The 13,486-nt window shown below is 45.6% G+C and carries 17 protein-coding genes; 8 read left to right on the top strand and 9 right to left on the bottom strand.

The features are described from left to right. A partial coding sequence (locus EKM89_RS12800) for a helix-turn-helix domain-containing protein (protein ID WP_164510493.1) occupies positions 1 to 167 on the bottom strand: 167 nt, incomplete at its 3' end. Between the two features lie 195 nt (positions 168 to 362). On the opposite strand from EKM89_RS12800, the gene EKM89_RS12795 reads away from it, so the two are divergent. Next, on the top strand, positions 363 to 791 hold the full coding sequence (locus EKM89_RS12795; RefSeq protein WP_125689098.1) for an Rrf2 family transcriptional regulator: 429 nt from the start codon (positions 363 to 365) through the stop codon (positions 789 to 791). Positions 792 to 1,016: 225 nt separating this feature from the next. Here the strand turns inward: EKM89_RS12795 and asnS are convergent, their stop codons facing one another. Continuing rightward, complete coding sequence (gene asnS, locus EKM89_RS12790; RefSeq protein ID WP_125689096.1) at positions 1,017 to 2,408, bottom strand: asparagine--tRNA ligase; 1,392 nt, start codon at positions 2,406 to 2,408, stop codon at positions 1,017 to 1,019. Between the two features lie 1,182 nt (positions 2,409 to 3,590). Between asnS and EKM89_RS12785 the strand changes: the two genes are divergently transcribed. Further along, positions 3,591 to 4,052: a helix-turn-helix domain-containing protein gene (locus tag EKM89_RS12785; RefSeq protein ID WP_125689094.1), complete on the top strand. Its 462-nt coding sequence runs from the start codon at positions 3,591 to 3,593 to the stop codon at positions 4,050 to 4,052. 112 nt (positions 4,053 to 4,164) lie between these two features. On the opposite strand, the gene EKM89_RS12780 is transcribed toward EKM89_RS12785, so the two are convergent. The 6 genes from EKM89_RS12780 to EKM89_RS14115 all read right to left on the bottom strand — a co-directional run bounded on the left by EKM89_RS12780 (position 4,165) and on the right by EKM89_RS14115 (position 9,062). Beyond that, on the bottom strand, positions 4,165 to 5,295 hold the full coding sequence (locus EKM89_RS12780) for a GGDEF domain-containing protein (protein WP_125689092.1): 1,131 nt from the start codon (positions 5,293 to 5,295) through the stop codon (positions 4,165 to 4,167). 267 nt (positions 5,296 to 5,562) lie between these two features. Then, entirely contained in the window at positions 5,563 to 5,772 is a 210-nt protein-coding gene (locus tag EKM89_RS12775; RefSeq protein ID WP_125689090.1) for a helix-turn-helix domain-containing protein, read from the bottom strand. Between the two features lie 529 nt (positions 5,773 to 6,301). After that, positions 6,302 to 7,687: a HAMP domain-containing sensor histidine kinase gene (locus EKM89_RS12770; protein WP_164510594.1), complete on the bottom strand. Its 1,386-nt coding sequence runs from the start codon at positions 7,685 to 7,687 to the stop codon at positions 6,302 to 6,304. Beyond that, complete coding sequence (locus EKM89_RS12765) at positions 7,668 to 8,375, bottom strand: response regulator transcription factor (protein WP_125689086.1); 708 nt, start codon at positions 8,373 to 8,375, stop codon at positions 7,668 to 7,670. The genes EKM89_RS12770 and EKM89_RS12765 overlap by 20 nt, the downstream gene beginning before the upstream one ends. A gap of 140 nt (positions 8,376 to 8,515) precedes the next feature. Beyond that, entirely contained in the window at positions 8,516 to 8,872 is a 357-nt protein-coding gene (locus EKM89_RS12760) for a hypothetical protein (protein WP_164510593.1), read from the bottom strand. A 16-nt stretch (positions 8,873 to 8,888) separates the two neighbouring features. Next, on the bottom strand, positions 8,889 to 9,062 hold the full coding sequence (locus EKM89_RS14115; protein ID WP_164510592.1) for a hypothetical protein: 174 nt from the start codon (positions 9,060 to 9,062) through the stop codon (positions 8,889 to 8,891). A gap of 294 nt (positions 9,063 to 9,356) precedes the next feature. Between EKM89_RS14115 and EKM89_RS14375 the strand changes: the two genes are divergently transcribed. After that, positions 9,357 to 9,542 carry an ATP-binding cassette domain-containing protein gene (locus EKM89_RS14375; RefSeq protein WP_125689082.1) on the top strand — a complete coding sequence of 62 codons (186 nt, stop codon included), beginning with the start codon at positions 9,357 to 9,359 and terminating at the stop codon, positions 9,540 to 9,542. Positions 9,543 to 9,752: 210 nt separating this feature from the next. Here EKM89_RS14375 and EKM89_RS12750 read toward each other — a convergent pair whose 3' ends face one another. Continuing rightward, on the bottom strand, positions 9,753 to 10,754 hold the full coding sequence (locus tag EKM89_RS12750) for an NADP-dependent oxidoreductase (RefSeq protein WP_125689080.1): 1,002 nt from the start codon (positions 10,752 to 10,754) through the stop codon (positions 9,753 to 9,755). 158 nt (positions 10,755 to 10,912) lie between these two features. Here EKM89_RS12750 and EKM89_RS12745 point away from each other — a divergent pair, with 158 nt between their 5' ends. The 5 genes from EKM89_RS12745 to EKM89_RS12725 all read left to right on the top strand — a co-directional run. Beyond that, complete coding sequence (locus tag EKM89_RS12745; RefSeq protein ID WP_125689078.1) at positions 10,913 to 11,464, top strand: TetR/AcrR family transcriptional regulator; 552 nt, start codon at positions 10,913 to 10,915, stop codon at positions 11,462 to 11,464. Positions 11,465 to 11,535: 71 nt separating this feature from the next. Then, a complete protein-coding gene (locus tag EKM89_RS12740; protein ID WP_225421889.1) occupies positions 11,536 to 12,309 on the top strand; it encodes a hypothetical protein in 774 nt (257 codons plus the stop codon). Next, positions 12,246 to 12,620 carry an ABC transporter ATP-binding protein gene (locus tag EKM89_RS14370; protein WP_318531006.1) on the top strand — a complete coding sequence of 125 codons (375 nt, stop codon included), beginning with the start codon at positions 12,246 to 12,248 and terminating at the stop codon, positions 12,618 to 12,620. Before EKM89_RS12740 ends, EKM89_RS14370 begins: the two co-directional genes overlap by 64 nt. 32 nt (positions 12,621 to 12,652) lie before the next feature. Then, complete coding sequence (locus EKM89_RS12730; RefSeq protein ID WP_125689076.1) at positions 12,653 to 13,270, top strand: ABC transporter ATP-binding protein; 618 nt, start codon at positions 12,653 to 12,655, stop codon at positions 13,268 to 13,270. Positions 13,271 to 13,319: 49 nt separating this feature from the next. Continuing rightward, the coding region (locus EKM89_RS12725; RefSeq protein WP_164510493.1) for a helix-turn-helix domain-containing protein at positions 13,320 to 13,486 on the top strand (167 nt) is incomplete at its 3' end.

The raw sequence follows: 13,486 nt of genomic DNA, 5'->3' as shown, positions 1-13,486 counted from the left end.
TTTATGGTCTGCGGGCTAACGCCAATTAGTTCGGCAATCTTACGCCGAGAATACTCGTCGTGATTGAAGTAGACCTCAATGTTTCCGCGCTCTTTCAAAGTTAAGTGGTGACCCTTAGGACGATTCATGGTAAGCTGTTCTTGCATCAAGACGAAGACCTCTTTCATTGTTTGTGTGAGAACTCCAATGATACCTGAGATTTACGTCTTGGTGTATTTATTTTGTCCTAAATTCTAAGTGGCTAACTTGATTATAAAATTCGCCTTGAATTGTCAATTTATTAGCTTTAATAATATTTTTACCTGATTTTTATCTGAAACTGTTATAGAATATAATACAAGAACGGAAAGAGAGGGGATCACATGGCTAACACACAGTTTAGCGACACCATCCACGTTCTGGTCTACATTGCCTACTTTAAAGGCCAAAAAATGACCAGTCAGGAAATCGCCAGCAGCCTTGAAACGTCACCCAGTTTAATTCGTAAAATCATGGCCAACTTAAAGCACCATAACCTACTCGCACCCACACACGGACCGACACAGCTCGCATTAGCCAAGGCGCCTGCCGACATCACCTTGCGCGACATCTATGCCACATTGCCCAACCAAGTTCCCCTACTCAACGTCGACACGCATACGTCGCAGAAATGTCCGGTAGGCAAGACCGTGCCCAAGGTGTTGACCAGCTACTACGCCGAGATTCAAGCTGCCGCAGAGGCTAAAATGGCTAAAATTACGTTACAAGATGTGTTGAACGATGTCACCTTGTGCCAGCGATTAGATGCGTAACAAAAGAGAGTGGGACATCAGGCGGTTAGTTTGCGAGCATTAACGTGATAGCAGAGATTATGCCTGACTCTGGCATAATTTTTGCTATCGGGTTAAGCACAACAAACTGCCTGATGTCCCACGTTTCGGCACCATAGTGGCGTAAATAAAAGTTGCTCCTTTCAGAATCTAACGCTTCTGAAAGGAGCAACTTTTTGAGTTATGTCCCAGTCTTTTTCATCTCAATTAGAATTCAGCGTTACCCGGTGTCCGTGGGTAAGGGATGACGTCGCGAATGTTCTCCATCCCAGTCACGTACATCAGTAATCGTTCGAACCCGATGCCGTAACCGGAGTGCGGCGTTTCACCGTACTTCCGTAAGTCTAGGTACCACTGGTATTCTTCTTGTGGTAAGTTGTGATTCTTAATTTTCTCGGCCATTTCAACGTAACGTTCTTCCCGTTGACTTCCACCGATCAATTCTCCAATCCGTGGAACCAACAAGTCTGCGGCAGCAACGGTCTTGCCGTCGTCGTTATCGCGCATGTAGAAAGCCTTGATTTCCTTAGGGTAGTCCGTCAGGAAGGTTGGTCGCTTGTAGACCTGTTCGCACAGGTACCGTTCGTGCTCTGCCTGTAGATCGAGTCCCCAGTACACAGGAACGTCGAATTTAACCGGTGCCTTTTCCAGTTCTTCAATGGCTTGTGTGTAGGTAATCTGCGCAAACTTTTCGTTGGTCGTTTGGTGTAAACGTTCTAACAAGCCCTCATCCACAGCGCCGTTCAAGAAGTCCAGTTCATCCTTGGCGTTGTCCAGCAAGTAGTTAACGACGTACTTTAGCAACCCTTCGGACTCGTTGATCACATCTTGAAGGTCAGCGAAGGCCATTTCTGGTTCGATCATCCAAAATTCTGAGGCGTGACGAGCTGTATGGGAGTTTTCTGCCCGGAAAGTTGGCCCAAATGTGTAAACATCCCGTAAGGCTAAGGCAAAGGCTTCAACTGGTAACTGGCCACTAACGGTCAGGTTCGTTTCCTTCTTGAAGAAGTCTTCGTGGTCATCGACCTTGCCATCATCCGTCTTAGGCAGGTTATTCATGTCCAGCGTGGTGACCCGGAACATCTCACCGGCCCCTTCACTATCACTACTGGTAATGATTGGCGTATTCACGTAGGTAAAGCCGTGGCCTTGCAGATACTGGTGAATAGCAAACGCAGCCAATGAGCGGATCCGGAACACAGCGTAGAACGTGTTAGTCCGCGGACGCAAGTGGGCCATTGTCCGCAAGTATTCGTAAGAGTGCTTCTTTTTTTGCAACGGGTAATCGTTGTCTGAAGCCCCTTCTAGCACGATTTCTTTGGCGTGAACTTCCAGGGGTTGCTTGGCGTCTGGCGTGTACAGAACCGTCCCCACCACTTTAATCGTGGAACTCAGGGGTAACTTGGTTAATTCGGCGTAGTTGTCGATGTCACTCTTCATCACAATCTGGGCGTTTCTGATTGTTGACCCATCGCTTAATTCAATAAAACCAACGCGCTTAGACCCCCGCACCGTCTTCACCCAACCGTGTAAGACAACTTCTTCACTTTCGGCAAAATGCGTTTCGCCAAATAGATCTTTAACTAAAACTTCTGTCATCATTTACTCTCCTTCTGTGGCCATAAAAAAAGGCTCTTCATCCCTAGAAACTAGGGACGAAAGAGTCTTCCGCGGTACCACCCAAATTGTTTTTGATTCAAAACCAACTTTAATAAACGTACATCACATACGCCCCGCTCAATAACGTCGCGGTAACGGCTCAGCCTACTCTCACCAGATTTCAGCCGGCAACAAAAATGGGGTTATCCGAATCGGGCGGTTGACTAAGCTCTCACTCTCCTTAGCTCGCTAAACACCCGTGATCGACTCGTCATTGACCATTTCTATCGTTTTTAGTTTTATTCAACTGTTGTCAGATTAGCACAAATTAGGCCGAGATACAATCACGATTCCTAAATATCGTTGGGCAAAATCAAAATTCACAGACCCCTCAACGATTGCTGAGAACCGGAGGAACCGACGTCATCTGAGAGTTTATCAGAAAAAATTAAGACCGCCCCCAGTGAACTGCTCGTCAAAATAGTCTATTCTGGTACTCATAGCAAGGGTGTTCCGGCACCTTAGCCACTTATCTTTGACTAAAAATCCAACCAAAAACCCAGCAATTTAACCGCAGGAGGTCTGTCCTATGGAAACTAAAAAAAACGTCACCCAACTCGATTAACCCAGCTCATTCAAGAAGCCGTTACCCAACATCATCCCGTCAAATTACAAGCAACCGCCGGCAATCCGAACATGGTTCTCATTAGTCAAGCCGACCTCGATACCGCTCAAGCCGTTATCGAAGCTTGTATTGGTCGTCCCGTTCCCTTTCTGATTGCTTGACGATAGTAATCGGAAAGAAAACGACCCCGAACACCATACCCTAAAAAGATCAGGTCAAACAAACACGACTTGATCTTTTTTCGTGCTTATTTGTTCATATTATCAAGATAATACACTTTAAACTAAAAAATGCTGGTCTCGATTAAGTAAGAAGTCAACCCTCCTTATATGATTAGCGATAGTTGTCGCCGGTCGTCCATGAAATGTGGTTAGGCGCCTTGATAAATGGATCTAACCGTTTTTGCTTTAATTTCCACAATAAAATTTCAGTAAGAATCCTGTCAAATCAAGGATTGACGACTACTAGAAACACCCTTCTAGTGACAAATCAGTAACATATAACCTATATTGGGTGGTGGGGATTCCTAATTTAGCTTAACGTGAGGAGCAAGAGAGATGGCACTAAATAAACTATTAAGACAGAAAAGATTAACCGCGAACTGGACGCAAGAACAATTGGCAGCGCAGCTATTTGTGTCCACTAAGACGATATCTAATTGGGAAACGGGGAAAACTTTTCCGGACATTGAGAGTTTGATCAGTTTGTGTCAGTTATACCATCTCTCCTTGGATCAACTACTGATAAAGGGGACTGATATTGTGGATGATTATAAGAAAAATGAAATTTTAGCAGCGGTTGCAAAAAAGCGGAAACAACAGTTTGGCGGTCCCATACTGAGTTCGACAATCTTGTTTTTACTCTGCGTCGGTAATAGCTTGTTTCCAACGGTAATCCCGAGTCAGCTACGACTAGGGATTGGTGTGCAAGGGGTCTTGTTACTGGTTATCCTGTGTGATGTGGTGGCAACCTATTATTTTGATAAGCAGATTAAGGCCCTTAAACAGCAATTGGATTAGCTATCAAGAGCTAGCGGTCACACCTTCGTGGTACTAATAGCCAAATAAAAAGTGACCTCCTTTACGTTTTGGCAGTAACCAAACTCGAAGGAGGCCCTTTTATTTTACTAAATCAAGCTATGGTCACTTGCATGCGACCGTTACGCTTAGAATGGTACAGGTTCTGGTCAACACGGTTGTAGAAGTCCATTGGTGACTGATCGTTACCCGTGATGGCGGAGACGCCGACCGAAATGGAAACTTGAATGACCTGTCCCCCGGCATGAATCTCTAAGTGGTTAACTGCCATAAAGATTTGGTCAACGATGGCATTGGTTCTCGTCACGTCATAGCCGGGAAATAACAAGTTGAACTCTTCGCCCCCGGTGCGGTAAAAGCGCACCTTGGAGTCGTTAGCCGCAATGACCGTTTGGACCGTCTCCGCAACCTTCCGAAGAACCTCATCGCCCACCGAGTGGCCATACGTGTCGTTGATGTGCTTAAAGTGATCAATATCAAACATCATCATGGAGAGTGGTGCACCCGTCTTCGTGCTATCCTCAAAGAAGTGATCCATTGTATCGGTATAGGCCGCAAAATTTTCCGTCTTGGTCAACGCGTCGTGGCTAGCGAATCGTGCTAAGCGCATCCTGATTTCGCTATCATGCGTAATCATCGACACGTACGTATAAAGCAGAATTTCAAAGATGATTAGGTACGCCCACTCTTGGCCCAATGTGACCCAGGAAAAATTAAATTTTAACTTCATCCAGAGCCAGAGCAACCCACCAAACGGCACGGCAACTAGGAGATACACAAGTGGAGCGACGCGGCTACTACGATACCTCACGCGAATCACGTTTAGAATCCAGAAGAAAGCCATCATGGTAAAGGCATGCCCCCACGACTGCCAATAGCCCATTGAACCGTTAAAAATCATATAGATAAATAAAATCGGGAAGAAAAAGTAATAGCGGACGCGAATATTTAAAAAGTACGCGCAGAATATCATCGCAATCAGTTGAAAGTTCATAAACTGCCAGGAATCGGTGGTCCCGACAATAAACGTTTGAATACCAAAGACGAAGACTAGCATGTAAATAATGCCGTACCACGTACTGACATCATCATCCTTAACGTTGATCCGCCTGGCATGGAACCAAGACGCAATCCAGTTATATGAGACCCAGTACAGTGTCAGCACACCCAGAACAAAGAACACACTGGTGATAAATGGTGGCACCTGCCAACGAGACCATGTCATTAATAAACCCTCTTCATTAATCTTTGCACGACAGCTTCAGCTACTTCGGTCAGCGGCCATCACTTCACTTTGACGGCACGCTTCCCAATGATATATAGCGAATATAATACTTTTTATATCCAAAAACTACTACCAGAAAATGAAAAGTGCTGAATTGTGTAAACATTATGAACAACGAATTTAGTTCTAGTATTAACTATTATCATTTTTTCTGCATTTATACACAAAGAAAGGAAACCATGGTCATCGCCACAGCTTCCCTCATCCTTAACAGTCATTTGATACATACATCAAGATATCTCCGGGCTGGCAAGCTAATACCGCACACAGCTTCTCCAAGGTTGAAAAACTGATAGCCCGAGCTTTATCAGTCTTCAAAATTGATAGATTAGTCGGTGTAATCCTCACTCGTTCGGCCAAGTCATTACTGGAAATATTGCGCTTCGCCATCGCACGCAAAAAGAGCTTGAATCCCATTAGATTCAGCTCCTAAAATGTTACCCTATCATTCTCTAAATGCGCTGTTAAGACCCAGATAGTCTACCCACCAATCGAGATAGCCCCCACCATCTCCACCGGCTACGTGACACCACAACTATTTTGAAAGAACTAATTCGCCATGTCACCGAGTTCCCCAGCTCAGTTTCCCCGCCATGGTTGCCTAGATACTACAGGCCACAATCCCAATCAGGCCCAACTATCCAACCAGCTTCGCTCTTTCCCGCTTCCGTCGATAACTGCTTGCGATGCACATCATCCCCATGATTACATCGCCTAATCTCATATTCTTTGCCCCGATAACCATAACTTCTTCTATTCTGCTTACCCTTTGACCGTCACATCGTTAACAACAATCGTTCCCTAAGCAATTGTCATTGCCAATGCTTTATTCGCCACGTCAACGAAAAGAATCCCTTTCCGATTAACTGAGACTAATTCTACACAGTAATCGTTAGGGATTCTATCTATATTAAAAGAGTTAAAACTGAGAATTTCTCAGAAACCGTCATCGCGGCAATGTCACTACAAAAATACTCCCTTGCGGTTGATTATCCTGTACCACAATTTTACCATGACTCAACGTCACTAACTGTTGCGCAATCGCTAAGCCTAAGCCATTGCCAGCCACACTATTCCGTACGCTACTGGCCCGGTAGAAGCGCCCGAAAATCAACTTCTTTTGATCATCCGGTACGCCAATCCCTTGATCGGCAACAGATAGACTAACAGTATGGTCATCAGCAGTCAGGCTAACCGTAATCGCTGTTTCTTCTGGTGAATATTTCTGTGCATTATTCAGTAAGCTTACCAGAATCTGTTCAATACTGTCTTGATGGACCTGCGCCATAACTTGCGGTTGAATTTTGGTGACAATTGCGCGCACCATGGACTCCTCATAGTGCATTGCGGTCGCTTGAACGACTGTGCTTAAATCAACCCCGGTTGTTTTTAATTCCAGTCGATCGGCCCGCGAAAGTTTCAGCAAGCTCTCAACCAGTCGCTGCATGCGTTCCGACTCCTGGTCAATGTACTTTAACGCGGTCGGGATAACCTCGGGATGGGCCGTCCCGCGACGATCAACCAGGGATACGTACCCACGAATCGTCGCAATTGGCGTCTTTAGTTCATGGGACGCATTGGCAACGAAGTGCCGGTCTGCCTGTTCCTGATCACTCAAGGATTGCAGTAACTGATTGAACGCCACGGTCAGGTCGTGCACTTCCTGCGGCGAACCTGGTACCGGCAACTGCCGTTCATAGTTATTTGAAATGTCTTGATTGATCACTTTGGTCGCTCCAGTCAGCCCAACCAACGGCCGGTTCAGCTTACGGGCGAGCAGATAAATAAACCAGGTCCCAATAATCAAAAACACCAGTGCTATCAGTAAGATCAGTCGAACCAACAGCCATAATAAGGCCGTTAACCCATTCAATTTGACCCAAATGTCGTAACGCACACTCGGGTCTGTCTTATTTGTCGACAGGTCCGAATCCCGCACATGGTAGAATAAGCCCGTCTGCGACGCATAGCGCGTATTGGCAGTAATGTGTGTGACTGACTCTCGGCCCTTAGTGGCCAAAAAAGCCTTCGCATTGGGTGAATACAGATAACGTTGCTTCTTCCCCTGTTGGGCCACGCTAATGCGAACAAAGGTCGTCTCGGTATCCATCGAGCTTCCCATCCGCCACCAGTACCAATCATTGCGATTCGCAATAAAGCTACGTTTTAGGCCGCGGACGATACCTAACGCTTCGTGGCGTTGCACCTGAAACTGTTTCAGCCCAACAACGGAAATAATGACACTACTCAGAATCACGGTAATACCGAGCAGTAGCAGCGCATAAACTTTGGTAATCTTGGCGGCACTGGTATTAAATATGGTTTTCTTCATCGCCATCGCCCGTCAATCTGTACCCGACGCCCCGCACGGTCTGAATCAGCTGACCAGAAATAGCGGCCTTCAGCTTATTTCGTAGGTAGCGGACGTAAACATCAACAATGTTGATCTGTCCCTCGAAATTGGTTCCCCATACTGCATCTAACAGGTCATCACGAGTCATGACCTCATTTTCATGTTGCATAAAAACCAGCAGGAGGTCAAACTCGCGTTGGGTCAGCTGAATCTCCACGTCGTTACCGAAAACTTGTCGCGTCTTGGTATCTAGTGAGATGGGGCCCACTCGAAACTTCTTATCATTGATATTTTTGACCGCGTTTCGCCGCAAGATAACCCGGATACGCGCCAACAGTTCTTCCGTCTCAAACGGTTTGGTAATGTAATCATCGGCCCCTGCATCTAGACCGGAGACCTTATCGCCCACATAATTTCTAGCGGTCATCATGATGATGGGCACGTCATAATGGCGGCGAATCTTGCGCAAAACACCCAACCCATCAATTCCTGGTAACATCCAATCTAAAATGATCAATGAAATTTCACTTTGATGTTGGGTAAACTGAGCCAAGGCATCTTCGCCACTGGCACAGGGAATCACGGTATACTCCTCAAAACCAAGCTCAGCACTCAGTAGCGTTCGCAGTCCCTCTTCATCTTCTACTAAAAGTATGGTCACTTTCAACTTATACCTTCCCCTCGATAACCGTCATTGCGGTTATACGTGTTAATGGGTTAATTTTACCATCTTTTAACCGGTTAACGAGCTGGTCGGCCGTTTTCTAAACTCAATTTTAATCGCGTATGCGTATTTTAACTGCTTCTCTAAGACAAATCGGACTTATCGGTCGTCCTGCCTAGCCGATAAACGTGAGCACTATGGCTGATCACGAAGATTACCAGAATGATCGATTGGTACCACACAAATCCAAAGATCAGATTCAGTGCCGACTGCGCCGTGACGGCCACGATAGTATCTGTCAATCCCACCCACAACCAACTCTTCGCTGTGTAGACGCGCTGATGATAGTAGTGATCGCCGACCCCTACAGCCACCATGAGTAAGAGGCCGATCCAGCTCCACAGTCCACGATAGATTCCCATGCTAAACACCCAGTGCCACCATAACAAATAACACATCAATAAAACGGTTCGCGTTGCCAACCACCATTTTGCCATCATCAACTTCTCCTCATCATTACTTAAATAGTGACCGGCCGACGTCTTGACTAAAGACGATCAAGGCAAAACCCACTAATGCCGACGTCGCCGCAATCATCACCTGAAATTCCATCCCATAAAGGACGATAGCAATCCCTAGAATTGCCAACAGATCCCCCAAAAAGCTGTGCCGCTTCATTCCCTTTTGCATGTGCCATTCCCCTTATCCCCAAAATTAATCACGTGCTATTTTCTAATCCCAACTTTAGCAGAAGCCGTCATCAGGTCAAACTAAAACGCCTTACAAATATTGTTATATCAACGATTGCCGCCACTTGGGTATTTTTAAATGACGGTATCTCCCAGCAACTATTTCGGTATATCCGTGAAGACCGGTAAATCATCTACAAGCAAATATATTGATACCACCGTCTTCCGCAATAGTCTCTAATGAAACAGACTGTGCACCGATTGAAAATAGGCATCTGGAAAGGAGGGGCCTCTCATGCGTGCAACGCTGTCTTACAATCAGTACACCACCGTACGCAATAATTTTACCTGCACCATTCCGACCGGCGAACTGGTTGCGCTTCTTGGTCCCAGTGATAGCGGTAAATCCACCATCCTCAACCTACTGGCTGGCCTCCTGACCTCTGATACCGGTCAGATTCTCTTTAACCAACTGATGTAACGCACCAAGACAGTCGCCGCAATGTGCGCGGTAACGTCGCTTTCCCATTGAAAATGGCCCAACGTCAAAAGGAGTCTGGAATAAAGCCCCAGACTCCTTTGGTATCTCCAAATTTACGTTGCTGAAACGTAGGCCAAAAGGCAGCTGACCTGGTGTAACTCACCGCTCAACTCCTTAAATTTCCACGTAAAAATATTTAAAAGTAACCCGCTAAAAGTGAATCAAGACCTTCCCTTTAGGGTGGCCCGTGGCGACTAGCTTAAGTGCCTCGTTGATATCGGCTAATTTAAAGGGCGTCGGGTCAATCGGTGGCACGATACGTGCTTCTTCTACCAATCTAGTGATGGTTCGCAACTGTTGACCATTACTTCTGACGAAGATAAACCGGTACTGTCCGCCAACCTGTCTAGCCTGTCGATCGTACTTCAGGCCGGCCAGGGTAAAGAGCGTTGTCTTCCAAAACGGTAATTTGTGGTCCTTGGCGAATTGTCGGTTAGGTCCCATCCGCAGGGATAGCAGTCGGCCCCCGCGCTTCAGTACTTGCAGTTCATGGGCATATTCGTTAGGGCCAATGGTATCGATCACATAATCTACAGGAGCGAGTCGTTCCCAATAATTCTCTTTATGATAGTCAAAGTAGGTCGTGACCCCTTGCGCCAAAAGTTGTTCCTTAGCCCGAGCGTTACCACTGACGCTGACCTTCATGCCCATCGCTTTAGCAATTGGAATCGCCATTTGACCAAATGAACCGGAGCCACCGGGAATCATCATCGATTGGCCAGGCCGGGCACCCAACTCTTCGTGTAATCCTTGGTAGGCGGTCAAACCAGTCAAGGGAATTGCGGCGCTGTGCTCAAAATCCATCTCCCGTGGCATTAGCGCTAGCGCCTGCTGGTCGACCGCAACGTATTCGGCAAAGGCCCCAATTTTGGTGAGCGGTAACCGCGCGTAAACGGCATCACCAATTTTAAAATCAGTCACTTGTTTACCCACGGCCGTCACGATGCCAGACAGTTCGTTCCCCATAGTGATCGGTCGCGCATAGTCCTGAATCAGCTTGACGCTCCCGGTCCCAATCAACATGTCCAAGGGATTGACGGCAGCCGCTTTGACCTGGACGAGGACCTCCGAATCGGTAATCTCTGGCGTTGGAATTTCTCGCACGACGAGCTTGAAATCCTGCTGGTACTTGTCTAATTGTGCTGCTTGCATAGTAAAATGATCCCCCTTGCATGTCTTGGTAACTTTTATTATTTTTTGTAACTTTCGTCAAAGTGTACGGTATTTAGTAACAAAAGTCAAATAAAGTTACTTTTGGTTAGTTTATGCTACACTAGATAGAAAGTTCTTCAAGGAGGTCACCAACACCGATGTCACAACTTACTCGCACCAAAATTATCGCTGTCGCCGAAGCCCTCATCACGCAAACCGGTGACGCCGCAGTCACTCTGGATCAAATATCCCAGGAACTTGGCATCACACATGCCGCCCTCTACAAACACTTTCAAAACAAGCGCGACCTATGGGAAGCTGTTTCCGCTGCTTGGTTCCAACGAACCATTATCACGAAGATCACCGTCGACACCACCTTGCTACCCAAGGAACAGCTACACGCCTGGCTCTGGGCCTTCGTAAATGCTAAAAAGCAGGCGTATAACACGAACCCGCAGATGTTCACGCTCAACACCCAATACATCGACAACAACCCAGAGGCCCTCCGCACAGTACTTACCAGCGCCTACCAGGCCATCGACGAGCTACTCGACTACCACGACACCAACTATGAACGTGCGGAAACGATTTTAGCTGCCTTTTCCGTCTTCACCTTGCCCAACTTCAAGGACACTTGGAACTCGTCGGACTATGAACATCGGTTTGAGCTTGTTTGGAAATTAATTGAACCTGGTTTGCAATCATTTTAGGCTAATTATCGACCAAAGCGCGTGTACGGAACCTATCTCCGTACGCGTTTTTAGCCGATGAATTTCTAGCCATGACCCAAAAATATCAACGATTAGCGAACATTGTCAGCCAATGGGTCTTTGATCACGACTTTCCACTGAGTTGGTTGAAAATAAATAACCATCTGTATAAAAAGCTTAGACAAGGATCGGCGCTCAATAGTCAGATGGAGTCGGTCTTTCGCACGGTTGTTGCCCGTTACAAGACGGTTCAGGAACAAATGAGACAACATTCTTATCGCTACAAGGCAGCCGACAACAAGTGGATTCAAGGTTCGCGAGACTTGACGTGGCTGGAAAAGCCGATTAATTTTCAGCGGCCTCAAGCTGATTTGGTCCGTCAGAGTAATTATTCCTTCATCAACGGCATGGCCCAGATTTCCATCACCACCTTTGGGAAGCGAACGAAGCTAGCCTTTACCAATAAAGGTTTTGAAAAGTATTTTCAAAATGGTTGGAAGCTAGAGAATGCAAAACTGATCCACAACCAAGGAAAATGGTTCTTACACATTGGCATCACTAAAGATGTAGCTGATTTTGACAGAGAAGACAGTCCCCAGATTGTTGATATTGACCGCGGTTTACGCTTCTTGGCTACCGCATACGACCATTTGGGAAAGACTACTTTTTTTGATGGCCAGAAGATCCTACTTTGGCGAAAGAAGTTGTTGGAGAATCGATGTCTCCTCCAAAGTAAAGGTACCAGGTCAGCCCAAAAGAAGCTGAAGCAACTGGCCCAACGTTGGATAATATTACGTTGTTTCAGCATACTAAATTTTCCGAAGATGAAGTCGTATCTGTTTTAAAACAAGTCCATCTGTACGATGAATTAGGCATGTCTGAAGCCTTATCTCGGGAATGTGGGCCAGAGGGAGCCTTGCTTTCTGGTGGTCAAAAACAGAGAATAGAGATAGCAAGAGGTTTAATTCGGAACAAATCTCTATATTTGGTTGATGAAGCTACTGCTAATCTTGATAGTAAGAACGCTGACCTAATCCGAGATATTCTATTTAATCTTAAACAGCCGGTAATTGAAGTTGCGCATCATTTTGATAATAAAGAAACCAGATATACGGAAAAGCTATTATTGGAAAATGGAAAGTTGTTAGATGTTTAAAATTGATGTTAAATTTGTGGGAGGGTTAATCAATGAATGAAAAACTAATCGAGGTTCAAGGAATCTCAAAAAGCTTTGTTTTAGACAAGAGTAAGAGCGTAGGCATACTAAATAACATCTCCTTCTCGGCTCATTCAAACGAATTTTTAAGCATTGTTGGTCCCTCCGGTAGTGGAAAATCAACTTTACTTAAGTGCATGTCAGGGCTTCTGGAGCCAACTGAAGGGCAGGTCATTATTAATTCAATAAATCCATATCGTTTATCGCCATCTAAAATTGCAAAGATGCGTCGCACAGATATTGGATTTATCTTTCAGTCTTATAATTTGGTACCGGCACTACCCGTATTTGAGAACGTTGTATTGCCACTGCGTCTATCTGGTAAAAAAATCAGTAAGTCTGAAGTAGAAGATCTACTAAAGAGTATGAATTTTACGGCTGACTTAGGAAGTTTTGTTGATACTTTGTCTGGTGGAGAACGTCAAAAAGTGGCTATTGCGCGTGTATTAGTGACACATGCAAGAATAATTTTTGCAGATGAACCCACAGGTGCAGTAGATGCCAGTTCAAAAGAATTGATCTTTAAGCGTTTAAGAAAACTCGGCGAATTTTATAATCAAGTTAGCCACTTAGAATTTAGGACAAAATAAATACACCAAGACGTAAATCTCAGGTATCATTGGAGTTCTCACACAAACAATGAAAGAGGTCTTCGTCTTGATGCAAGAACAGCTTACCATGAATCGTCCTAAGGGTCACCACTTAACTTTGAAAGAGCGCGGAAACATTGAGGTCTACTTCAATCACGACGAGTATTCTCGGCGTAAGATTGCCGAACTAATTGGCGTTAGCCCGCAGACCATAAA

This window comes from Levilactobacillus fujinensis (genome assembly GCF_003946335.1).
Classification (GTDB): Bacteria; Bacillota; Bacilli; order Lactobacillales; family Lactobacillaceae; genus Levilactobacillus; species Levilactobacillus fujinensis.
Note: the sequence above shows the minus strand (reverse complement) of the source record. Positions and strands in the feature narration are given on the sequence as shown.